Here is a 21,256-nt window from a genome sequence, read left to right as displayed (position 1 = left end):
CGGCCGGCCGCCACCGGCCGACACCCTCGAAAGGCACAGCTTATGGAAGCACGGCACGAGCCCGAGAGCCTGTCACCACCACAGATCGCCGCGATGCGGCGCTCCATGACCAGTGGCCGGATGGCGCTCACCCGCCGCTCCCTGCTGCGTGCGGGAGGCGCCGGCGCGATCGCCGTCGGCGGGCTCGGGGCACTCGGTGGCTGCGGTATCCCGCCCGCGGGGCGCACCGAGGTGGACAACGCCTCGGATGACCACTCGGCCGAGGAGAAGCGGCTCGCCTTCTCCAACTGGACCGAGTACATGGACGTCGGCAAGGGCGGCCGCCATCCGACCCTGGACGCGTTCCGGCGCCGTACCGGCATCAAGGTCAAGTACACCGAGGACATCAACGACAACGTCGAGTTCTTCGGCAAGATCAAGCCGCAGCTCGCGGCGGGTCAGGACACCGGCCGCGACCTCATCTGCGTCACCGACTGGCTGGCCGCCCGGATGATCCGGCTCGGCTGGATACAGCCGCTGGACCCCGCCCAACTGCCCCATGCGTACACCAACCTGGCGAAACCCTTTCGCACCCCGGACTGGGACCCGGGCCGCGCCCACTCCTACCCGTGGACCGGTATCCCCGCCGTCATCGCGTACAACAAGAAGGCCACCGGCGGCCGTAAGGTCACCTCGGTCTCGCAGTTGCTGGAGGACCCCGAGCTCAAGGGCCGGGTCGGGCTGCTGACCGAGATGCGCGACACCGTCGGGCTGACCCTCCTGGACATGGGCAAGGACCCCGAGACGGTCACCGCCGACGACTACGACGCCGCGATCGCCCGCCTCCAGAAGGCGTCCGACCGGGGCCAGGTCCGCCGCTTCACCGGCAACGACTACACCGGCGACCTCACCAAGGGCGACATCGCCGCCTGTATGGCCTGGGCTGGGGACCTGATCCAGCTCCAGTCGGACAACCCCGAGATCGAGTTCGCCATTCCCGACGCCGGCTATATGACGGCCACGGACAACCTCCTGGTCCCCAACAAGGCGCGCCACAAGAGGAACGCCGAACGGCTCATCGACTACTTCTACGAGCCCAAGGTCGCCGCGAAGATCGCCGCGTACATCAACTACGTCTGCCCGGTCGACGGGGTGCGCGAGGAGCTCGCGAAGATCGACAAGGCGCTGGCGGACAATCCGCTGATCCTCCCGGACGAGGAGATGGCCGCCAAGTCCCACTCCTTCCGCTCGCTCTCCAGCAAGGAAGAGGCGGCATTCGAGGACAAGTTCGCCAAGCTCACCGGCGCCTGACAAGCGAGGAAGCGCACCGCCATGACCCAGCCCACCTCCGGCGGCGACGTCCGGCTCGACCGGATCAGCAAGACCTACGGGTCCTTCACCGCCGTCCACCCGCTCGATCTGCACGTACCCGCCGGCTCCTTCTTCGCCCTGCTCGGCGCCTCCGGCTGCGGCAAGACCACCACTCTGCGCATGATCGCGGGCCTGGAGGACCCCACCACCGGGACCGTCCAGCTGGCCGGCGAGGACATCACCGTCCTCCCGCCCCACAAGCGGCCCGTCAACACCGTCTTCCAGAGCTACGCCCTCTTCCCGCACCTCGACATCTTCGAGAACGTCGCCTTCGGACTGCGCCGGCGCGGGGTCAAATCGGTGAAGAAGCAGGTCGAGGAGATGCTGGAGCTGGTCCAGCTCGGTGACTTCGCCCGCCGCAAACCGCAGCAGCTCTCCGGCGGCCAGCAGCAGCGCGTCGCCGTCGCCCGCGCCCTGATCAACCACCCCAGGGTGCTGCTGCTCGACGAGCCGCTGGGCGCGCTGGACCTCAAGCTGCGCCGTCAGATGCAACTGGAGCTCAAGCGCATCCAGACCGAGGTCGGCATCACCTTCGTCCATGTCACCCACGACCAGGAGGAGGCCATGACCATGGCCGACACGGTCGCGGTGATGAACGGCGGCCGGGTCGAGCAGCGCGGCGCCCCCGCCGAGCTCTACGAGAACCCCGGCACCACCTTCGTCGCCAACTTCCTCGGCACCTCCAACCTCATCGAGGCCGAGATCACCGACAAGAGCGGCGGCGACCTCGTGCTCACCGCCGCCGGCGGCAAGCTCGCCCTGCCCGCCGACCGATGTAGCGCCCCCGTCCGCACGGGTGGGAAACTGCTGGTGGGGGTGCGTCCCGAGAAGATCACCCTGGCCCATTCCGAGGACGCCGGGACCGTCCCCGAGGGGCGCAACCGGATGACCGGGCGGATCGTCGACTCCAGCTTCATCGGCGTCTCCACCCAGTACCTCATCAACACCCCGGACTGCCCCGAGATCACCGTCTACGAGCAGAACATCGAGCGCGACGCCCGGCTCGTCCCCGGCGCCGAGGTCGTCCTGCACTGGAACCCCGCCCACACCTTCGGCCTCGACGCGGCCCAGGACATCGACGCCGGTACGGAGCTGGACGAGGAGGCCCCATGAGCGCGACGGCGACTCCCGACGCCCCGCCGGACGCCGCCGGGCCCGTACCCGAGCCCGTACGGAAGCCGCCCCTGGTCAACTCCGCCGTCCGCAAGCGGCTGGTGCCCTACTGGCTGCTGCTCCCCGGCATCCTCTGGCTGCTGATCTTCTTCGCCGCGCCGCTGGTCTACCAGGCGTCGACCTCCGTGCAGACCGGCTCCCTCGAAGAGGGCTTCAAGGTCACCTGGCACTTCCAGACCTACTGGGACGCGCTCACCGAGTACTACCCCCACTTCCTGCGCTCGGTGCTCTACGCCGCCACCGCCACCGTGCTGTGCCTGCTGCTCGGCTATCCGCTCGCGTACCTCATCGCCTTCCGGGCGGGCCGCTGGCGCAACCTGGTGATGATCCTGGTCATCGCGCCGTTCTTCACCAGCTTCCTGATCCGCACCCTCGCCTGGAAGACCATCCTGGCCGACAGCGGCCCGGTGGTGGGCGCGCTCAACTCGCTGCACATGCTGGACGTCACCAGCTATCTGGGGATCACCGAGGGGCAGCGGGTGCTGGCCACGCCGCTCGCGGTGGTCTGCGGGCTGACGTACAACTTCCTGCCCTTCATGATCCTTCCGCTCTACACCTCCCTGGAGCGCATCGACCCCCGGCTGCACGAGGCCGCCGGAGATCTCTACGCCCGACCCGTCACCATCTTCCGGAAGGTGACCTTCCCGCTGTCCATGCCGGGCGTCGTCGCGGGCACGCTGCTCACCTTCATCCCCGCCGCCGGCGACTACATCAACGCCGAACTGCTGGGCTCCACCGACCAGAAGATGATCGGCAACGTCATCCAGTCGCAGTTCCTGCGGGTGCTGGACTATCCGACGGCGGCGGCACTGTCCTTCATCCTCATGGCGGCCATCCTCACGATGGTCACCGTCTACATCCGCAAGTCCGGGACGGAGGATCTGGTGTGACGGCCCTGACGCGCTGGATACGGCGGAACCTGGTGATCATCGCGGGGCTCGGCACCCTCGCGTATCTGATCCTGCCCAACGTCGTCGTCCTGGTCTTCTCCTTCAACAAGCCCAACGGCCGGTTCAACTACGAATGGCAGCGGTTCTCCACCGACGCCTGGACCGATCCGTGCGGCGTCGCCGACCTGTGCGGCTCGCTCTCGCTCAGCCTGAAGATCGCGGTATGGGCCACGATCGGCGCGACCGTCCTCGGCACGATGATCTCCTTCGCGCTGGCCCGCTACCGCTTCCGGGCCCGCTCCGCGGTCAACAGCCTGATCTTCCTGCCCATGGCGATGCCCGAGGTCGTGATGGCCGCCTCGCTGGCCACCCTCTTCCTCAACATGGGCGTGGACTTCGGTTTCTGGACGATCCTCATCGCCCACATCATGTTCTGCCTGAGCTTCGTGGTGACGGCCGTCAAGGCGCGGGTGATGTCCATGGACCCCCGGCTGGAGCAGGCTGCCCAGGATCTCTACGCCTCCCCGGCGCAGACCTTCCTGCGCGTCACCCTGCCGATCGCCGCGCCCGGGATCGTCGCGGGCGCGCTGCTGTCCTTCGCGCTCTCCTTCGACGACTTCATCATCACCAACTTCAACGCCGGCTCGACCGTGACCTTCCCCATGTTCGTCTGGGGATCCGCACAGCGCGGCACGCCCGTGCAGATCAATGTGATCGGAACGGCGATGTTCGCGGTCGCGGTGTTGTGCGTTCTCGTCGGCCAACTGGCCGGCGCCCGCCGCAAGAGGAGCTGAGAACCATGGCCACGGACGCCATGACCCGCTCGTCCGGGGGCGAGGGTGCCCCCACCCCGTCCGCCTGGAAGGCCCTGGCCGGGGCCGCCTACCGGCCGTACTGGCTGGACGACCCCGGCAGGCCCGGCCCCCGCCCCGCCCTCGTCGGGGAGGAGCAGTGCGATCTGCTCGTCGTCGGCGGCGGCTACAGCGGACTGTGGACCGCCCTGATCGCCAAGGAGCGCGACCCCGACCGCGAGGTGGTCCTGGTCGAGGGCGAGGAGATCGGCTGGGCCGCCTCGGGGCGCAACGGCGGCTTCTGCGCCGCCTCCCTCACCCACGGCCTCGGCAACGGCGCCGCCCGCTGGCCCGATGAGCTGCGCGAACTCGAACGGCTCGGCCACCACAACCTCGACGCCATCGAGTCCGCCGTCGAGCGCTACGGCATCGACTGCGACTTCGAGCGCACCGGCGAGATCGATGTGGCCACCGAGCCGTACCAGGTGGCGGAGTTGCGCGAGGCCGCCCGGCTGGCGGCCGAACTCGGCGTCGGCGAGCAGGAGTTCCTCGACCGCGACGCGGTGCGCGCCGAGGTCGACTCGCCCACCTTCCTGGCCGGGCTGTGGGACCGCCGCGGCGTGGCCATGCTGCACCCCGCCAAGCTCGCCTGGGGCCTGGCGCGGGCCTGCGCCGAACTGGGCGTACGGATCTACGAACACACCCCGGCCGAACGGCCGGCGAGCACCGGGGCGGCGATGGCCGTCCGCACCCCCTACGGCCGGGTGCGCGCCCGCCAGGTGGCGCTCGCCACCAACGCCTTCCCCGCACTGGTACGCCGCGTCCGCCCGTACATCACCCCCGTCTACGATCACGCGCTGATGACCGAGCCGCTTGACCGGGCGCAGCTCGACGCGATCGGCTGGCGGGGCAGGCAGGGACTCAGCGACACCGCCAACCACTTCCACTACTTCCGGCTCACCGCCGACCAGCGCATCCTGTGGGGCGGGTACGACGTTATCTACCGCTACGGCGGCCGGGTGCGCGCCGAATACGACCACCACCCCGCCACCTACCGCACCCTCGCCCAGCACTTCTTCCGCTGCTTCCCGCAGCTGGAGGGCGTGCGCTTCAGCCACGCCTGGGGCGGCGCCATCGACACCTGCTCGCGCTTCTCCGCGTTCTTCGGCAGCGCGCACGGGGGGAGGGTGGCGTACGCGCTCGGCTATACGGGCCTTGGCGTCGGGGCGACCAGGTTCGGCGCCGAGGTGATGCTCGACCTGCTCGCCGGTGAGCGCACCGAACGCACCCGTCTGGAGATGGTCCGCAGCAAGCCCCTGCCCTTCCCGCCGGAACCGGTGCGGTGGGCGGGCATCGGGATCACGCAGTGGTCCATGACCCGGGCCGACGGGAAGGGTGGGCGCCGCAATCTGTGGCTGAAGGCGATGGACAAGGTGGGGCTGGGGTTCGACAGCTGAGGGGGGAACCCCGCGCCGTGGTCACCCCGGGTCGTTCGGCGCGGTCCGGGGTGGCTGCGGTTTGTGGGGGCCGGACGCTGCTTTCCGCTGGCCGACGGGGCTGGACTGGCCGTTGTGGCTCAAACGGCTGACCCTGAGCACCGTCCACAGCAGTAGACCGGACAGACACCAGCTCGCGGTGGTGTCCAGCGGCCAGTGGTAGCCGCGCCGGACCAGCCCGGCGGCCACGGCGAGGTTCAGCACGGCGACGGCCACCAGGAGGGGCCGCCGGAGCCGCGGGCGCAGGAGAGGGTGGAGCAGCAGCGCCGCCGCGCCGTAGGCGACGGCGGCCGTCGCGGCATGGCCGGAGGGAAAGAATCCGGTCTCGTCCGCCAGCGGCCCGGGCGGGCCGGGGCGGTCGATCAGCGCCTTGAAGGGAACCACCAGCGCCGGAACCGCCGCCATCGCCACCGCGGCGGCCAGCGGCGGCAGCCACCAGCGCGGTTCTTCCGCGCGCCGGGCGCACCACGCCGCCCAGCCGAGGGCGACGGCGAGGACGGGGACCGCCACCGCCGTATTGCCGAGGTCGGCGAGGAACTCGGCGACGGGGGAGGGGAGCGGCGAGCCGGCGATCGTGCGGCCGAGCCGTTCGTCGTCGGTGCGCAGGGGGCCGTGGGCGGCGATCTGCCAGGTGCACAGCGCGAGCAAGGCGAGCAGTGCGAGGGGCGTGAGGAGCGCGGAAAACGGCGCCCGTGGCGCGGAAGGGGAGTGAACAGTCGGCGGCCCCGGAACAGGGGGGGTGGTTCCGGGGCCGCCGTGGCGATCGGTGTGCCGCGCGCCCCGGGGGGTTTGGGGCGGGCGGCCGTCCGACCGGTGAGGAGATCCGGAGCCGGAGGCTCCAGTGGTGTGCGCGAGGGCACAGCCGGGTCGGGGCTGGGGAAGCACCGGCTCGGCATCGCCCGCAGTCCCCTGCGAGCGGGGTGTTTCTCTCATCTGCAATGACCGTACGGCAGCGAAGCCCCGCCCGACAGACCGATCACCCACCTGTCATCGGCCCCGCACATCTTCTTCACGCCACCCATCGACCACTCACAGTCACAGCTCGGCGAAGGCGCTCTCGAGGATGTCGAGACCCTCGTTCAGAAGGTCCTCGCCGATCACCAGCGGCGGCAGGAAACGCAGCACATTGCCGTAGGTACCGCAGGTCAGCACCAGCAGCCCGGCCGAGTGGCACGCCTTGGCGACGGCGGCCGTGGCCTCGGGGTTGGGGTCCTTGGTGCCGGACTTCACGAGTTCGATGGCGATCATGGCGCCGCGGCCGCGGAGGTCGCCGATGATGTCGTACTTCTCCCGCATCGCGGAGAGGCGGCCCTTCATGACCTCCTCGATCCGCCTGGCCCTGGCATTGAGGTCCAGCTCGCGCATCGTCTCGATCGCGCCGAGCGCCGCCGCGCACGCCACCGGGTTTCCGCCGTAGGTGCCGCCGAGACCACCGGAGTGCGCCGCGTCCATGATCTCCGCGCGGCCCGTGACGGCGGCCAGCGGCAGACCGCCCGCGATGCCCTTGGCGGTGGTGATCAGGTCCGGGACGATGCCCTCGTCCTCACAGGCGAACCACTGGCCGGTGCGGCAGAAGCCGGACTGGATCTCGTCCGCGACGAAGACGATGCCGTTGGACTTGGCGAACTCCGCGATCCTGGGCAGGAAGCCCTTGGCGGGCTCGATGAAGCCGCCCTCGCCGAGGATCGGCTCGATGATGATCGCGGCCACGTTCTCCGCCCCGACCTGCTTGCTGATCATGTCGATGGCCTGGGCCGCGGCCTCCTCGGCGCAGTTCTCCGGGCCGGTCAGCCAGCGGTACGGGTAGGCGAGCGGAACGCGGTAGACCTCCGGCGCGAAGGGGCCGAAGCCGTGCTTGTACGGCATGTTCTTGGCGGTGAGCGCCATGGTGAGGTTGGTCCGGCCGTGGTAGCCGTGGTCGAAGACGACGATTGCCTGGCGCTTGGTGTACGAACGGGCGATCTTCACCGCGTTCTCCACCGCCTCGGCGCCCGAGTTGAACAGCGCCGACTTCTTGGCGTGGTCGCCGGGCGTGAGCCGGGCGAGCTCCTCGCAGACCTCCACATAGCCCTCGTACGGCGTGACCATGAAACAGGTGTGCGTGAAGTCCGCCAGCTGCGCGGACGCCCGGCGCACGACGGCATCCGCGGAGGAGCCGACGGAGGTCACGGCGATACCGGAACCGAAGTCGATCAGCGAGTTGCCGTCCACGTCCTCGATCACACCGCCGCCCGCGCGCACGGTGAAGACCGGCAGCACACTCCCCACCCCACCGGCGACCGCCGCGTTCTTGCGGGCGAGCAGCTCCTGCGACTTCGGGCCGGGAATGGCGGTGACGACGCGACGCTCCTGGGGGAGGGCCGGGCCTCCGGACAGTTCGGTCATGACGGGCTCCAGGGGAAAGAACAGGGGTTTTAGTCGCAGGCTATGGGTGTGGCGAGGGATGAGGCATGTTCCGTTCGGGAGCACTGCGCGTGTTTCCTTGTCCGCGACGGCCATAGCCCGACAGCGGCCTTACGGATCCCGCGAGTGAGACGGGCCCGCCCGGGTCGCTGAACTCCCCGCGCGGGAACACTAGATTGAGCGATGGCGCGAAAGCCGAGGAACAGCCGGTCAGGGGGCAAGGGGCAGCACATGGACACCGAGGGCACGTTCGACCCACGCAGCACACGCCACAACCCGCCCCCACCCCCGCCCCCGCAATCCCCGCCCTCCTTTCCCGCCGCCCCGCCGCCGATGCCGCCGACCGCGCCCCCGGCGGCCCCCGGAGGGCCTCCGGTCCCCGCACCCGCGGCCCGCCCGTCCTTCGTCGCCTGGTTGCGCGCTCCGCGGTCCGAGGCGGCGCCGGGGGTGTGGACGTACGAGCACAAGCCGAAGGCTCCGGAGGAGCCGGATCGGATTCCGGGACAGCGGCTGCTCGGCGGGGCCCTTATCTCGGGGTTGTGCGGCTGGCTGGTCTGGTCACTGATCTATTACGAGTACTTCGGCAGCTTCTACCTCTGGCCGCTGTACTTGCTGACCCCGGAGTCCTGGGTCGAAGGCGGCGACAAGATGGCGTTTGTCTGGGCTTGGCGTATCTACCAAGTCATCTTCGCAGGGGTCCTCGCCGTGATCTTCGGCCGTGTCGGCCACTGGCCCGAGGTCTGGCGCCGTTACGTCGCGCCCCTCTTCCGGCGGGCCTGGGATGAGCCCGCTCCTGAGGCGGCAGCCGCGGGGCGGCCGGAGGGGGATCCGGTGGAGTGGCCGCATGTGCGGGCCGCAGGGGGGCACAGTGCGGCTGACCGGCTGGCGGCGGACGCGCGGGCGGGGGCGATGAATGACGTCGACCACGCCCGGATCGAGCGCGCCTGGCAGTCCGTGCGGGCGGGGAGGAATTCGCTCGCCTCGTTCACCGACACCGTGCTGCGCCATGGCGCCGCCTCGTACGGCCATCCGTCCGGGGCGCGGGATCTGCCCGTCCGGACGGCGCGGCATGATCTCCTCGCCCATCAGGTCCGTCTCGGCACCGCCGCCGAGGATCCCCGCAATCCTTACCAGCACCGCGGCGTCGGGCTCGCCCTCGATCCCGACGTGCTCGGCACCTCGCTGCTGGCCGTCGGGCCGCCCGGTTCGGGGAAGACGGGGCGGGTGGTGCGGCCCGTCGTGGAGTCGCTGTGTCTGCAGGCGCTCGCCGGGCAGGTCGCCGTCGTGGTGGTCGGGGCGGCGGGGGCCGGGCTCGGGGCGGATGAGGCGTTCGACGTCGTGGTGAAGATCGGCCGGCCCGACTCCGGCTACGACCTCGACCTCTACGGCGGCACCACCGACCCCGACGAGGCCGCGGGCATCCTCGCCGAGGCCCTGATCGGCGACATGGCGGCCTCGCTGCCCGGCGGGGACAGCCGGCGCGCCGCCACCGCGCTGGCCCAGCTGCTCGGCCCCTACCGCGCGGCCCACGGCCGCTTCCCGTCCGTCCCGGATCTGCGGGAGCTGCTGGACGGTTCCAAGGCGGCCGTCAACGCGCTGCGTGAGGCGCTGGACGAGGCGGGGGAGCGGGCGCAGGCCCGTGAGCTGGAGGCGCGGGTCCGGCAGTCGGGCGCGCCCGGGGACGTGGGCGCGCTGCTCGCGGACCGGATCGCGCTGCTCGACCGGCCCGCGTTCGCCGATTTCTTCGACACCACGGGCGACCGCCGCCCGTTCTCGCTCCGCGCCCTCGAACACCCCCTCCGGGTCCGTATCGACCTGCCCGAGCGGGGCCATGCGGAGGCGTCGCGGATGCTCGCGCGGCTGGTCCTGGCGCAGTTCACCGAGTGCGCCGTGGGCCGGGCCGACCGTTCGCTGTTCGCCTGCCTGGTCCTGGACGACGCCTCGCACACCATCACGCCCGAGGCCTTGCGCGGTATCCAGCGGCTCCGCTCCGCCCACGCGGGCGCCGTGCTCACCCTCCGCACCCTCGACGACGTGCCCGAGTCGCTGCGCAGCGCGCTGCTCGGCGCGGTCGGCTGCCGGATGGCCTGTGCCGGGGTGACGACCTGGGACGGGGCGCGGTTCGCCGAGGTGTGGGGGACGGAGTGGGTCGAGACCCGCGACGTCACCGACCGGCAGATCATCGCCGAGGAGCCGCTCACGAAGGTGCTGCACTTCATCCGTAAGGTCGCCACCGGCAAGGCGGTGACCACGCAGTCGGTGACCGTACGGACGGTGGAGCGCGAGCGCTGGTCCGCCTCGGAGCTGGCCCATGCGGTTCCTCCGGGGCACGCGGTGCTGTCGGTGACCTCCGTAAGGGGCGAGGGCGGGCCCCCGGTGCTGGTGGATCTGCGCGGGTGATCGGCGGCCGTTCCGGCCGGTCCTCATTGCCGTCATCGGTCGCTCCGCCCTGGTCGCCGTGGTGGCCCCGGTTGTTCCGTAGCCCAGCCAGCCCAGCCAGCCCAGCCAGCCCAGCCAGCCCCGGTTGCCCCCTTCGGGGTGGCCGGGGCAACCGGAACCGCAGCGTCACGGCCATACCCGTGGCGAAATCAGGTCGTCAATTCCGCGTTTTCCTCCATTGAGGCAGAATCGGCAGTAGCCGTTCATACGGGACGGTGAAGTCGTCGCAAGTCGTCGCATTCGCTTCGAAGGTGCCATGCCTCCCACGCTCGCCTCACTCGTCCGCCACCCCGGTCTCAAGCTGTCCGTCCTCGCTGGTGAGGACCGGCTGGAGACGCCCGTGCGCTGGGCGCATGTCAGCGAGCTGGCCGACCCCGTGCCCTATATGGACGGCGGCGAACTGCTCCTGATCACCGCGATGCAGATCGAGGCGGATGACCCGGAGGAGATGAGCCGCTATGTGCGGCGGCTGGTGGGCGCGGGCGTCGTGGGGCTCGGCTTCGCGCTCGGCGTCAACTACGCCGAGGTGCCGCCCGCGCTCGCCACGGCGGCCAAGGAGGAGGGACTGCCGCTGCTCGGCGTACCCCGCCGCACCCCGTTCATCGCGATCAGCAAGGCCGTCTCCGCGGCGATAGCCGCGGACCAGTACCGGGCCGTGACGGCCGGGTTCGAGGCGCAGCGCGAGCTGACCCGTGCCGCCATCGGCGCCGAGGGGCCCGCCGCGCTGCTCGCCCGGCTCGCCGCACACGTCGACGGCTGGGCCGCGCTCTACGACGTCTCCGGCGCCGTGGTCGCCGCCGCCCCCGACTGGGCCGCGCGCCGCGCCGCCCGGCTCGCCGCCGACGTCGAGCGGCTGCGCTCCCGCCCCGGCCCCGCGAGCATCGTGGTCGGCGGGGGCTGCGGACCGGCCGGGGCCACGGGCGCGGAACCGGCCGAGGACTCGGCCGTCGCCGACCGGGTGGAGCTCCAGTCGCTGGGCACCGGGCGCCGTACGCGTGGGGTGCTCGCGGTCGGCACGGGCGCGCCGCTGGGCACCGCCGAGCGCTACGCCGTGCACTCCGCGGTCGCGCTGCTGACCCTGACCACCGAGCGTTCCCGCGCCCTCCAGGAGGCCGAGCAGCGGCTCGGCGCCGCCGTGCTGCGGATGCTGCTCGCGGGCGAGCCCGACCATGCGCGGGCGGTCGCCGGGCGGCTGTACGGCGGGCTGCTCGACGCGCCGTTCCGGATGCTGGTCGCCGAGGTGCCGTCCGGTGGTACGGCCCAGCAGGCCCACGCGGCGCCCTCCGCCGCGGACGACGCCCCCGCGCAACTCCCCACAGAGGCCACCACCACGGCCGCGGGTGAAGCCGGGGAGAGCGACCCCCTCGGCACGCTCGTCGACACCATGGAGGCGGCCGCGGCCCGTATCGGCGAGTCGGTGCTGGTCGTGCCCGACGGTGAGCGGCTCATCGTGCTGGCCCCCGACGGCGGGGCGGCGGTCGCGGCATGCGCCGAGCACGCCAGGGCCGTCGAGGCGCGCCGGGGTACGAAGGCCCGCCCCCGCGACCGCGCCGCGGTCGCCGCGCCCCCCGGCGACGAGCTCGTCATCGGGCTGTCCGCCCCCACGGGCCCCATCGCCGCCGCGGCCGCCTACCGCCAGGCGGAGCAGGCGCTGTCGGTGGCGCGCCGCCGAGGCCGGATGCTGGTCGAGCATGAGCAGGTGGCGGCGGGTTCGGTACTGCCCCTGCTCGCCGACGACGCCGTCAGGGCGTTCGCGGACGGCATGCTGCGCGCCCTGCACGAGCACGACGCCACCGGCCGGGGCGATCTGGTCGCCTCGCTGCGCGCCTGGCTCTCCCGGCACGGCCAGTGGGACGCGGCCGCCGCCGACCTCGGCGTCCACCGGCACACCCTGCGTTACCGGATGCGCCGCGTGGAGGAGATCCTGGGCCGCTCCCTGGACGACCCGGACGTCCGCATGGAGCTCTGGCTGGCCCTCAAGGCCACGGCCCCCGGCGCCTCGGCCTGAACCGCACCCACCTCCGCCTCATCTCCGCCCCGAGCCGCCGACTCTTCACCGATCACGGCCCGGCTGTCCCACTCCGGTCACCGCCGACAGCCCCCTCCTCCCGATCCCTCCCCATTCCGGCACGCCATTGCGTAGCGCCCGCGCGCCCGACTGCTACGCCTCGGACAAACGCCGAGCAGGCGGGGCGCGCCTACGGTGGGAGGAGAGACACCACTTCAGAAGGGTCGGGATCCGCTGTGCCAGACACACACGAAGCTGTCACCCATGCGTTCTGGCTCGCCGGCCGCAAGGCGACGGGCGAGAGCACGCTCGAGGTCACCTCGCCCTGGGACGGCCGCCGCGTCGGCGTGGTGAGCGTTCCCACCGATGCGCAGATCGAGGAGGCCGTGGCCGCGGCCGACGCGGTGCGTGAGGAGTTCGCCGCGACCCCCGCGCACGTCCGGGCCGCGGCGCTGGACCATGTGTCGCGCCGTCTCGCCGAGCGCGGCGAGGAGATCGCCCGACTGATCTCGGACGAGAACGGCAAGCCGATCAAGTGGGCGCGCGGCGAGGTGGGCCGCGCCGTGTCCGTCTTCCGGTTCGCGGCCGAGGAGGCCCGCCGCTTCAACAGCGGGGACGCCCAGCGGCTGGACACCGACGCCGGTGGCACCGGGCGGCTCGCGCTGACCCGCCGCTTCCCGCGCGGCACCGTCCTCGGCATCGCGCCGTTCAACTTCCCGCTGAACCTCAGCGCCCACAAGGTCGCCCCGGCGCTCGCCGTCGGCACGCCGATCATCCTCAAGCCGGCTCCCGCGACCCCGCTGTCCGCGCTGATCCTCGGCGAGCTGCTGGCCGAGACCGAGCTCCCGGCGGGCTCCTGGAGCGTCCTTACGGTGCCCAACGACCGGATGCCCGCGCTGGTCCAGGACGAGCGGCTGCCGGTCATCTCCTTCACCGGTTCGGAGAAGGTCGGCTACGCGATCAAGGAGTCGGTGCCGCTCAAGCACTGCACCCTGGAGCTCGGCGGCAACGGCGCCGCGGTCGTCCTGTCGGACTACGCCGCCGACGCCGACCTCGACTGGGCGGCCACCCGCATCGGCACCTTCTCCAACTACCAGGGCGGACAGTCCTGCATCTCCGTGCAGCGGGTGATCGCGGACACGTCCGTCTACGAGGAGCTCGTGCCGAAGATCGTCGCGGCCGTCGAGGCGCAGACCACCGGCGACCCGACCGAGGACGCCACCGATGTCGGCCCGCTGATCAGCGAGGATGCCGCCAAGCGCGTCGAGTCCTGGGTGGACGAGGCCGTCCGGGCCGGTGCGAAGCTGCTCACCGGCGGCAAGCGCGAGGGCTCGAGCTACGCCCCGACCGTGCTCGCGGACGTCCCCGCCGATGTCACCCTCTCCTGCGAGGAGATCTTCGGACCGGTGCTCACCCTGCACAAGGCGGCGGATGAGGACGAGGCGTTCGCGGCGGTCAACGACTCCAAGTACGGCCTGCAGGCGGGCGTCTTCACCCGCGAGGTGCGGACCGCCTTCCGCGCCCACCGCGCGCTGGAGGTCGGCGGCGTGATCATCGGTGATGTGCCCTCGTACCGCGCCGACCAGATGCCCTACGGCGGCGCCAAGAGGTCCGGCGTCGGCCGCGAGGGCGTGCGGTACGCGATGGAGGACTACACCTACGAGCGGGTCATGGTCCTCACCGGCCTCGACCTCTGATCCACCCACCGCCGGGCCCCGCCGCGAGCAGGGGCCCGCCGCGAGAAGGGCCCCGCCGCGAGAAGGGCCCCGCCGCGAGAAGGGGCCCGGCGCATCAAAAGGCATGGGGTTGACCCGTCCCGGCCACTTTCGGACCCTCAACCGGAGAAGCCGAGACGGGCCAGTCTCAGGCCGCCGCCGCGAAGCGTGATGTGCAGGTCGTGAACGCCGGCCGGTGGCGTGGGCAGGGCGGCGCGGACCGTGGTGTAGAGGTAGCGGCCGCCGGTGGGCGGGACGGCGGCGGTGGTCAGGGTGGTGCCGTCGGCGAGGTGCGCCTCGACCCTTGCGCCGTGCTCCGCCTCAGCGGAGCCGTACGCGGCCTCGACCGTCATCGATGTGGCCCCAGCGCCGAAGTCACAGGCGCGGAAGAGCAGCCGGCCGACCGCGTCGTCACGGCAGGCCACCGCGTCCCCACGGACCTTGGCGCGGTCCACCAGCACGATCCCGTCCGCCGCGTCGTAGTCCGCGGCCTCCAGACCGCGCCGCAGCACCGGGCGCGGTGCCGGCGGCGGGCCCTCGACGGTCACGGTGGCGGTGGCGCGGAGGTCCGCGCTGGACGCGCCCGCGTGAATCTCGTACGTCCCCGGGTCGACGGTCCAGCGGCCATGCGCCACGTCCCAGAAGCCCAGCGCGTCCTCGACCGGCACGGTGAAGAACAGCCGCACCCTCTCACCCCGGCGCAGCCGCACCCTGCGATGGGCGATGAGCCGGCGGTGCGGCAGCGGGACCCGCGACCCCGGGGCGCTCGCGTAGATCTGCACGACCTCCTCGCCGTCGCACGGACCGGAGTTGGCGACCTCGCACTCCACGGTCAGCCCCGCCTCCCGCCGCACCGACAGCTCGCCGTAAGCGAAGGCGGTGTACGACAGGCCGTGCCCGAAGGGGAAGAGCGGGGCGCCGTCGAAGTACAGATAGGTGGCGCGCGAGGCGATGATGTCGTAGTCGAGCGGATCGGGCAGATCGTGGTCGGAGGCGTACCAGGTCTGCGGCAGCCGCCCCGCCGGTGAGACGTCCCCGAAGAGCACCCGGGCCAGCGCCGTGCCCGCCGCCTGGCCGCCGTGCGCCGTCCACAGCAGCGCGGGCAGCGCATCGGCCGCCTCCGCGACCGCGTACGGATAGCTCGAGGTCAGCACCAGCGCGGTCCGCGGATTGGCGGCGTGGGCCGCGCGCCACAGCCGCTGCTGCTGGGCGGGCGGGGCGAGGGTGGTGCGGTCCTCGGTCTCCCGGCCGCCGATGTGCCGGGTCGTTGCCCGCCACGACCACCACGGCGTCCGCCCGCGCGGCGGCGCGGGCCACCGCGTCCTCGCCGCGCTCGACGACCTCCAGCCGGAAGACGGTCCCGGTCCCCTCCTCGCCGCCGTCACGTTCGGCAACCTTCAGCCCGCCCGCGGCGACACAGACGTAGCCGCCCGTCCCCAGGTGCCTGAGGAGGTGTCCGTCGGGGTGCGCTTCGAGCGTGAACGTCTCCTGGACCACCCAGCCCCCGGGCTGCTCCGCCGCCGCGCGGACGAAGCCGTCCTCGGCCACGGTCAGATAGCGGCCGGAGGGCGCGCGCAGGGTGAGCACACCGCCGCCCCAGTCGGCCAGGGACAGATCGGTGGGGGTGCCGCCGACGGTCAGCGGCGGCAGATCGGTACGGCCCGCCGTATGCGCCGGGTCGAGCGAGCCCGATGCCTCCGCCGGACCCTCGTCCTCCGCCGCCGCGTCCGGCACCCGCACCCAACCGGCCGCCGTGCGCAGCCGTACGGTGTCCAGGCCGTCCGCGAACACCACCCGGTCCGCGCCGAGCCGCTCGGCCAGCGCCTCGCGCGGCGAACCTCGGTGGATCAGGCTGCCGCTGTACCAGTCCAGCTTGCACTCGTCGGCGAGCGGACCGACGACCGCGAGGGTGCGGACGGCGTTCTCGGAGAGCGGCAGCAGACCGTCATTGGTGAGGAGAACGACGGCCTGTTCCGCGGCCTCCAGGGCGAGCGCCCGATGGGCGGGGGTGTCGAAGGCACCGTCGAGTTCCTCTGGTCGCCCGCCGGGCTCGTCGAACTCGCCCAGCGCACACCGCATCCCCAGCAGCCGCCGCACCGCCGTGTCCACCGTGGACGCGTCGATCAGCCCGCGCGCCAGCGCGCCCCGCACCCGCGCGATCGTCTTCGACGGGTTCTGGTCGTGGTCGGTGAAGCTGTCCACCCCCGCCCGCAGGGCCGCCGCGATGGCCTCCTCATGGGTGTCGAAGTAGTGCTCGGAGTCGACCAGATTGGATGGCGCGCCCGCGTCGGAGCAGACCACCAGCTCCTGGTCGGTCCAGGCGCGCAAGTGTTCGCGCAGATATGGGGAGACGTGGTTGGGCCGCCCGTTGACCAGGTTGTACGCGGGCATCACCCCGGCCACGGCACCCGCCCGCACGGCCCCGCGGAAGGCCGCCAGATCGTATTCGTGCAGCACCCGTGGCCGTACCGAGGAGGAGGTGGTGTCCCGGTCGGTCTCGTTGTTGTGCGCCAGCCAGTGCTTGAGGACGGGCGCGGTGCGCCAAAGCTCCGGGTGGTCGCCGCGCAGTCCGCGGGTGTAGGCCGTGGCCAGGGCCGAGGTGAGGTACGGATCCTCGGCGTACCCCTCCTCGTTGCGGCCCCAGCGCGGATCGCGCAGCGGATTCACCGTCGGCGACCACACATTGAGACCCACCCGCGGATCGCGTGCGCGCATGGCCCGTGCCTCGCGGCCGACCGCCTCGCCGACGCGCCGCACCAGCTCCGGGTTCCAGGTCGCGCCGAGCCCGACGGCCTGGGGGAAGACGGTCGCCGGGCCCATCCAGGCGACGCCGTGGAGCGCCTCCTGCCCGGTGCGGAAGGGCGCGAGGCCGAGCCGCTTCACCCCGGGCGCGTACTGGTGGAGCATCGCGATCCGCTCATCCGGCGTGAGCCGGGCCAGCAGATCCTCGACGCGGGTACGCACCGGCAGCCGTGGATCGCGGAAGGGCGGATCGCGGAAGGGCGGACGCGTGATCAGATCACCGTCATCGCTCACGGATACGGCCCCTTTTCCCCAGCTCGTGCGCCGACTTCCCCAGCCCCTGACGTCGAATCGACTCGATTCGACGTCGATTCGAAGCGCTTCGATGCTGGGCGCACCATGCCCACCCTGTCAAGGCTCCACGGGAGCACAACCCAACGGCACCTTGCGCCACCACTCTTGCGCGACCCCACCCCCCGTCTTAACCTCAGCGCAATATCGAAGCGCTTCGACCAATCTTCGATCAATCTCGGCCAATTCGACCATCGGTCGTACGGCGGGCACGCCACGAAGGGTTGACGCAATGCCGAACTCCCAGGCTTCGGCCTCCACTTCCCCTCCCAGCCGGAGAACCTTCCTGGCCTCCACGGCGGTTGCCGCGGCGGCCGTCGCCGGAGGGGTTCCGCTGCTCACCGGCTGCTCCACCGAGGAAGGCTCCGGCAAGGGCGGCACCACCTCGGGCAAAGAGCTGAAGAACCTGCTGCCGACCTATGTGGCCTCGAAGGTCGCGGACCCGGACATCCCCAGCGTCAATGGCTCCAGCCCGGGCTACACCAAGGCCCCGCCCGCCGCCGAACTGGTCACCTCCGTGCAGGGCAAGCCCGGCCACGGCGGCAGCTACACGATGTTCGAACCGCTCTGGGGCACCCCGCCGCCCAAGAACAACGCCTACTACAAGGCGGTCAACGAGGCGCTCGGCGCCACGGTCAAGCTCCAGCCGCAGGACGGCAACACCTACGGCGAGAAGCTCGGCGCCGTCCTCGCCTCCGGTGACATCGCCGATATCGTGATGATCCCGCTCTGGGAGATGGGCGGGCGGATCCATGGCGCGGTCAGCGCCAAATTCGCCGACCTGGGCCCGTATCTCTCCGGTGACAAGGTCAAGAAATATCCGAACCTCGCCGCCATTCCCACCGCCGCCTGGCAGATGTCCGTCTTCGGCGGCAGGCTCCGCGGGCTGCCGATGCCCTCCCGTCCGCTCACCGGCGTCATTCCGTACTACCGCGAGGACATCTTCACCAAGGAGGGCTATCACGTTCCCAAGAGTCCGGCGGAATTCCTCGCCCTGGCCAAGGAGATCACCCGGCCCAAGAGCAAGGTGTGGGCCTGCGACGACATGTGGTGGTCGGCGCAGCGGTTCTTCGGCTGCCCGGGGGAGAAGCCGTACTACTGGATCGAGAAGAACGGCAAGCTGGTCCACAAGGTCGAGACCGAGAACTATCTCGAGGCCCTGGAATGGTGCCGCAAGCTCTTCGCCGGGGGCTATGTCCACCCCGACGCGGTCGCGGGCAAGGCCAATGACGCGCTGACCCGATTCACCTCCGGGCAGACCCTCTTCTACAACGACGGCGACGCCAAGTGGTACGGCGCCACCTTCGAACAGGCCGGTCCCAACCCCGACTTCAAGATTCAGGGAATGGACTACTTCGGCCCCGACGGCGGCGATCCGGTGATCTACCTCGACCCGCCCGCCCAGATCTGGTCCTTCCTCAACAAGAACCTCTCCAAGGATCAGATCGAGGAAATCCTCGCCCTCGCGAACTTCATCGCCGCGCCCTTCGGCACCAAGGAGCAGCGCCTGATCGACTACGGCGTCGAAGGCGTGCACCACGACATGAAGAAGGGCGTACCGGTCAAGAACGCCACGGGAGTCCGGGACGTCCAGGACACCTATCGTTTCATCGTCTCCCCGCAGGCGAGCGTCGCCTATCCGGACTTCCCGCAGATGGTCGAGGACTACTGCGGCTGGATGCGGCGGATGGGCAAGTTCGCCAGGAAACCGCTCTTCTACGGAATGCAGATCCAGGAGCCCAATCGGTACGCCTCGCTCTACACGCCGTTCGAGGACCTCGCCAAGGACGTCACCCGTGGCCGTAAGTCGGTCAAGGACGCCCAGCGGGCCATCAGCGACTGGCGCAGCGGTGGCGGCGACCGGCTCCGCGACTGGTACGCGGGGCTCCTCGACAAGAACGGCAGCGGCGCCTGATGGCCAAGCCGGCCCGGGGCGCCCTGACGGACCGTGGTGCCCCGGCGGGCCGCGATGCCCTGCCGGGCCCCGGCACCCCGACCGCCCGCACCGGATGGTGGCACCGGCTGCGCCGCGACCGCACCCTGCTGCTGATGGTCGCCCCCGCCGTCGGTCTGCTCCTGCTCTTCACCTACGTCCCGCTGCTGTGGACCACGGTCGCCTATCTGGACTACGACCCGTTCACCCAGGGGCTGTGGACCAGCCCCTGGGTCGGGTTCGACAACTTCACCCTGCTCTTCCAGGACAGCCGCTTCTGGGACGCCTTCGCCAACACCCTCTCCATCACCTTCATCCAGCTGGTGCTGTTCTTCCCGGTGCCCATCGCGCTGGCGCTGCTGCTCAACAGCGTGCTCAGCGACAAGGTCCGCGGCCTGGTGCAGTCGATCCTGTACCTGCCGCACTTCTTCTCCTGGGTGCTGGTGATCACGATCTTCCAGCAGATGCTCGGCGGCGCCGGACTGCTCGCCCAGCAGTTGCGCGCCCACGGGCACGAGGGCTTCGACCTGATGACCGACCCGGGCGTCTTCAAGTTCCTGATCACCGCCCAGCTGGTGTGGAAGGACGCGGGCTGGGGCGTGATCGTCTTCCTGGCCGCGCTCTCCGCCGTCAACCAGGACCTCTACGAGGCCGCGGCCGTGGACGGCGCGAACCGCCGGCGCCGGATGTGGCACGTCACGCTGCCCGCGCTGCGCCCCGTGGTCGCCCTGCTGCTGGTGTTGCGCGTCGGCGACTCGCTGACCGTCGGTTTCGAGCAGATCCTGCTCCAGCGCGACGCGGTGGGGCCCGGCGCCTCGGAGGTCTTCGACACCTATGTGTGGTGGGTCGGCATCGCCAACACCGACTACGGGATCGCCGCCGCCGGCGGTCTGATCAAGGGCGTCTTCAGCCTGGTGCTGGTGCTGATCGCCAACAAGGTCGCCCATATGCTCGGCGAGCAGGGGGTTTACCGGAAATGACCGTGACAACCGAGCGGACCGCGGCCCCGGCCGGACCCGCCGCCCCGCCCCCGCGGCGGCGCCGCGACGAGCGGCGCCCGGTGTGGGAGGAGGAGCCCGGCCGGGTCGGCCAGGGGCTCAAGGGGGCCACCCTGGTCGGGGTGTGTCTGGCGATCCTCGGCCCGCTGTGGGTGGTGATCGTCACCAGCCTCTCCGACCAGAGGACCATCACCGACGCCGGGGGGCTGGTGATCGTCCCCAAGACGATCACCTTCCGGGCCTACACCGAGCTGCTGAGCGGCGGCACGGTGACCCGGGCGACGCTCGTCAGCCTCGCGCTCACCGCCGTGGGCACCGTGCTCAGCACCGTCGTCTCGGTCCTGTGCGCCTACGGGCTGTCCCGCCCGGGGTCCTTCCTGCACCGGCCGATCCTGATGGTGCTGCTGGTCACCATGTTCTTCAACGCCGGTCTCATCCCCACGTATCTGCTGGTCACCGGAGTCGGCCTGGAGGGCAGTTACTGGTCGATGATCCTGCCCGGGGCCGTCTCCGTCTTCAATGTCCTGGTGCTGCGGGCGTTCTTCCAGAACATCGCGCCCGAGCTGATCGACAGCGCCCGGATCGACGGCGCGGGGGACTGGCGGATCCTGTTCCGCATCGTGCTGCCGCTGTCGAAGGCCGTGATCGCGGTGGTCTCGCTCTTCTACGCGGTCGGCTACTGGAGCCAGTGGTTCAACGCCATGCTCTACCTCAACGACCAGGACATGTGGCCGCTCCAGATGATCCTGCGCCAGCTGGTGATCAAGCAGCAGGCGCCGCAGGGCATGTCCCAGATGATCTCCACCCAGCAGATCCCCGGACTGGCGGTGCAGATGGCCGTCATGGTGCTCGCGCTGATCCCGGTCGCGGTGCTCTACCCCTTCGTCCAGAAGCACTTCACCAAGGGCATGCTCACCGGCGCCGTCAAGGGCTGACGCCGGTTGCCCCCGTATCCAGCCGACCCGAG

The 21,256-nt window shown here is 71.2% G+C and carries 13 protein-coding genes and 1 pseudogene; 11 read left to right on the top strand and 3 right to left on the bottom strand.

Features of this window, described 5'->3' with window-relative positions; all coding sequences use genetic code 11:
* The first annotated feature begins 42 nt into the window (after window positions 1-42).
* The 5 genes from ACMTAK_RS16275 to ACMTAK_RS16255 are packed head-to-tail and all read left to right on the top strand — an operon-like array spanning window position 43 to window position 5,661.
* Window positions 43-1,290, top strand: coding sequence for a polyamine ABC transporter substrate-binding protein (locus tag ACMTAK_RS16275; RefSeq protein ID WP_413806905.1), 1,248 nt, complete (start codon window positions 43-45; stop codon window positions 1,288-1,290).
* Window positions 1,291-1,311: 21 nt separating this feature from the next.
* On the top strand, window positions 1,312-2,463 hold the full coding sequence (locus ACMTAK_RS16270; protein WP_413806904.1) for an ABC transporter ATP-binding protein: 1,152 nt from the start codon (window positions 1,312-1,314) through the stop codon (window positions 2,461-2,463).
* Complete coding sequence (locus ACMTAK_RS16265; RefSeq protein ID WP_413806903.1) at window positions 2,460-3,413, top strand: ABC transporter permease; 954 nt, start codon at window positions 2,460-2,462, stop codon at window positions 3,411-3,413. The genes ACMTAK_RS16270 and ACMTAK_RS16265 overlap by 4 nt, the downstream gene beginning before the upstream one ends.
* A complete protein-coding gene (locus ACMTAK_RS16260) occupies window positions 3,410-4,207 on the top strand; it encodes an ABC transporter permease (protein ID WP_413806902.1) in 798 nt (265 codons plus the stop codon). The genes ACMTAK_RS16265 and ACMTAK_RS16260 overlap by 4 nt, the downstream gene beginning before the upstream one ends.
* 5 nt (window positions 4,208-4,212) lie before the next feature.
* A complete protein-coding gene (locus ACMTAK_RS16255; RefSeq protein WP_413806901.1) occupies window positions 4,213-5,661 on the top strand; it encodes an NAD(P)/FAD-dependent oxidoreductase in 1,449 nt (482 codons plus the stop codon).
* Between the two features lie 21 nt (window positions 5,662-5,682).
* On the opposite strand, the gene ACMTAK_RS16250 is transcribed toward ACMTAK_RS16255, so the two are convergent.
* On the bottom strand, window positions 5,683-6,348 hold the full coding sequence (locus tag ACMTAK_RS16250; RefSeq protein ID WP_413806900.1) for a phosphatase PAP2 family protein: 666 nt from the start codon (window positions 6,346-6,348) through the stop codon (window positions 5,683-5,685).
* Window positions 6,349-6,735: 387 nt separating this feature from the next.
* The gene (gene gabT, locus ACMTAK_RS16245; protein WP_413806899.1) at window positions 6,736-8,085 is read right to left on the bottom strand and encodes a 4-aminobutyrate--2-oxoglutarate transaminase; all 1,350 of its coding nucleotides are present in this window, start codon (window positions 8,083-8,085) and stop codon (window positions 6,736-6,738) included.
* Between the two features lie 249 nt (window positions 8,086-8,334).
* Here gabT and ACMTAK_RS16240 point away from each other — a divergent pair, with 249 nt between their 5' ends.
* From ACMTAK_RS16240 to ACMTAK_RS16230, 3 genes are all read left to right on the top strand, one after another.
* The gene (locus ACMTAK_RS16240; protein ID WP_413806898.1) at window positions 8,335-10,503 is read left to right on the top strand and encodes a type IV secretory system conjugative DNA transfer family protein; all 2,169 of its coding nucleotides are present in this window, start codon (window positions 8,335-8,337) and stop codon (window positions 10,501-10,503) included.
* A gap of 295 nt (window positions 10,504-10,798) precedes the next feature.
* Complete coding sequence (locus ACMTAK_RS16235; protein ID WP_413806897.1) at window positions 10,799-12,550, top strand: PucR family transcriptional regulator; 1,752 nt, start codon at window positions 10,799-10,801, stop codon at window positions 12,548-12,550.
* A gap of 236 nt (window positions 12,551-12,786) precedes the next feature.
* Window positions 12,787-14,247, top strand: a complete 1,461-nt coding sequence (locus tag ACMTAK_RS16230; protein ID WP_413806896.1) for an aldehyde dehydrogenase family protein — start codon at window positions 12,787-12,789, stop codon at window positions 14,245-14,247.
* A 137-nt stretch (window positions 14,248-14,384) separates the two neighbouring features.
* Here ACMTAK_RS16230 and ACMTAK_RS16225 read toward each other — a convergent pair.
* Window positions 14,385-17,280: pseudogene (locus ACMTAK_RS16225) on the bottom strand (glycoside hydrolase family 3 C-terminal domain-containing protein).
* A gap of 310 nt (window positions 17,281-17,590) precedes the next feature.
* On the opposite strand from ACMTAK_RS16225, the gene ACMTAK_RS16220 reads away from it, so the two are divergent.
* Genes ACMTAK_RS16220 through ACMTAK_RS16210 form a run of 3 tightly spaced genes read left to right on the top strand, consistent with a single transcriptional unit; the run spans window position 17,591 to window position 21,224 of the window.
* Entirely contained in the window at window positions 17,591-19,273 is a 1,683-nt protein-coding gene (locus ACMTAK_RS16220; protein ID WP_413806895.1) for an extracellular solute-binding protein, read from the top strand.
* Window positions 19,273-20,271 (top strand): ABC transporter permease, encoded by a 999-nt coding sequence (locus ACMTAK_RS16215; RefSeq protein WP_413806894.1) that lies wholly within the window; start codon window positions 19,273-19,275, stop codon window positions 20,269-20,271. The genes ACMTAK_RS16220 and ACMTAK_RS16215 overlap by 1 nt, the downstream gene beginning before the upstream one ends.
* Window positions 20,268-21,224, top strand: a complete 957-nt coding sequence (locus ACMTAK_RS16210; RefSeq protein ID WP_413806893.1) for a carbohydrate ABC transporter permease — start codon at window positions 20,268-20,270, stop codon at window positions 21,222-21,224. The genes ACMTAK_RS16215 and ACMTAK_RS16210 overlap by 4 nt, the downstream gene beginning before the upstream one ends.
* Window positions 21,225-21,256 lie beyond the last annotated feature (32 nt).

Source organism: Streptomyces lacaronensis, assembly GCF_047337785.1.
GTDB classification, from domain to species: Bacteria; Actinomycetota; Actinomycetes; order Streptomycetales; family Streptomycetaceae; genus Streptomyces; species Streptomyces lycopersici.
Note: the sequence above shows the minus strand (reverse complement) of the source record. Positions and strands in the feature narration are given on the sequence as shown.

Bases quoted from the DNA above. Each gene is read 5' to 3' on its own strand.
- ACMTAK_RS16270 (WP_413806904.1), top strand. From the start codon at position 1,312: ATGACCCAGCCCACCTCCGGCGGCGACGTCCGGCTCGACCGGATCAGC.
- ACMTAK_RS16215 (WP_413806894.1), top strand. From the start codon at position 19,273: ATGGCCAAGCCGGCCCGGGGCGCCCTGACGGACCGTGGTGCCCCGGCG.
- ACMTAK_RS16255 (WP_413806901.1), top strand. From the start codon at position 4,213: ATGGCCACGGACGCCATGACCCGCTCGTCCGGGGGCGAGGGTGCCCCC.
- ACMTAK_RS16275 (WP_413806905.1), top strand. From the start codon at position 43: ATGGAAGCACGGCACGAGCCCGAGAGCCTGTCACCACCACAGATCGCC.
- gabT (WP_413806899.1), bottom strand. From the start codon at position 8,085: ATGACCGAACTGTCCGGAGGCCCGGCCCTCCCCCAGGAGCGTCGCGTC.
- ACMTAK_RS16235 (WP_413806897.1), top strand. From the start codon at position 10,799: ATGCCTCCCACGCTCGCCTCACTCGTCCGCCACCCCGGTCTCAAGCTG.
- ACMTAK_RS16265 (WP_413806903.1), top strand. From the start codon at position 2,460: ATGAGCGCGACGGCGACTCCCGACGCCCCGCCGGACGCCGCCGGGCCC.
- ACMTAK_RS16210 (WP_413806893.1), top strand. From the start codon at position 20,268: ATGACCGTGACAACCGAGCGGACCGCGGCCCCGGCCGGACCCGCCGCC.
- ACMTAK_RS16220 (WP_413806895.1), top strand. From the start codon at position 17,591: ATGCCGAACTCCCAGGCTTCGGCCTCCACTTCCCCTCCCAGCCGGAGA.
- ACMTAK_RS16240 (WP_413806898.1), top strand. From the start codon at position 8,335: ATGGACACCGAGGGCACGTTCGACCCACGCAGCACACGCCACAACCCG.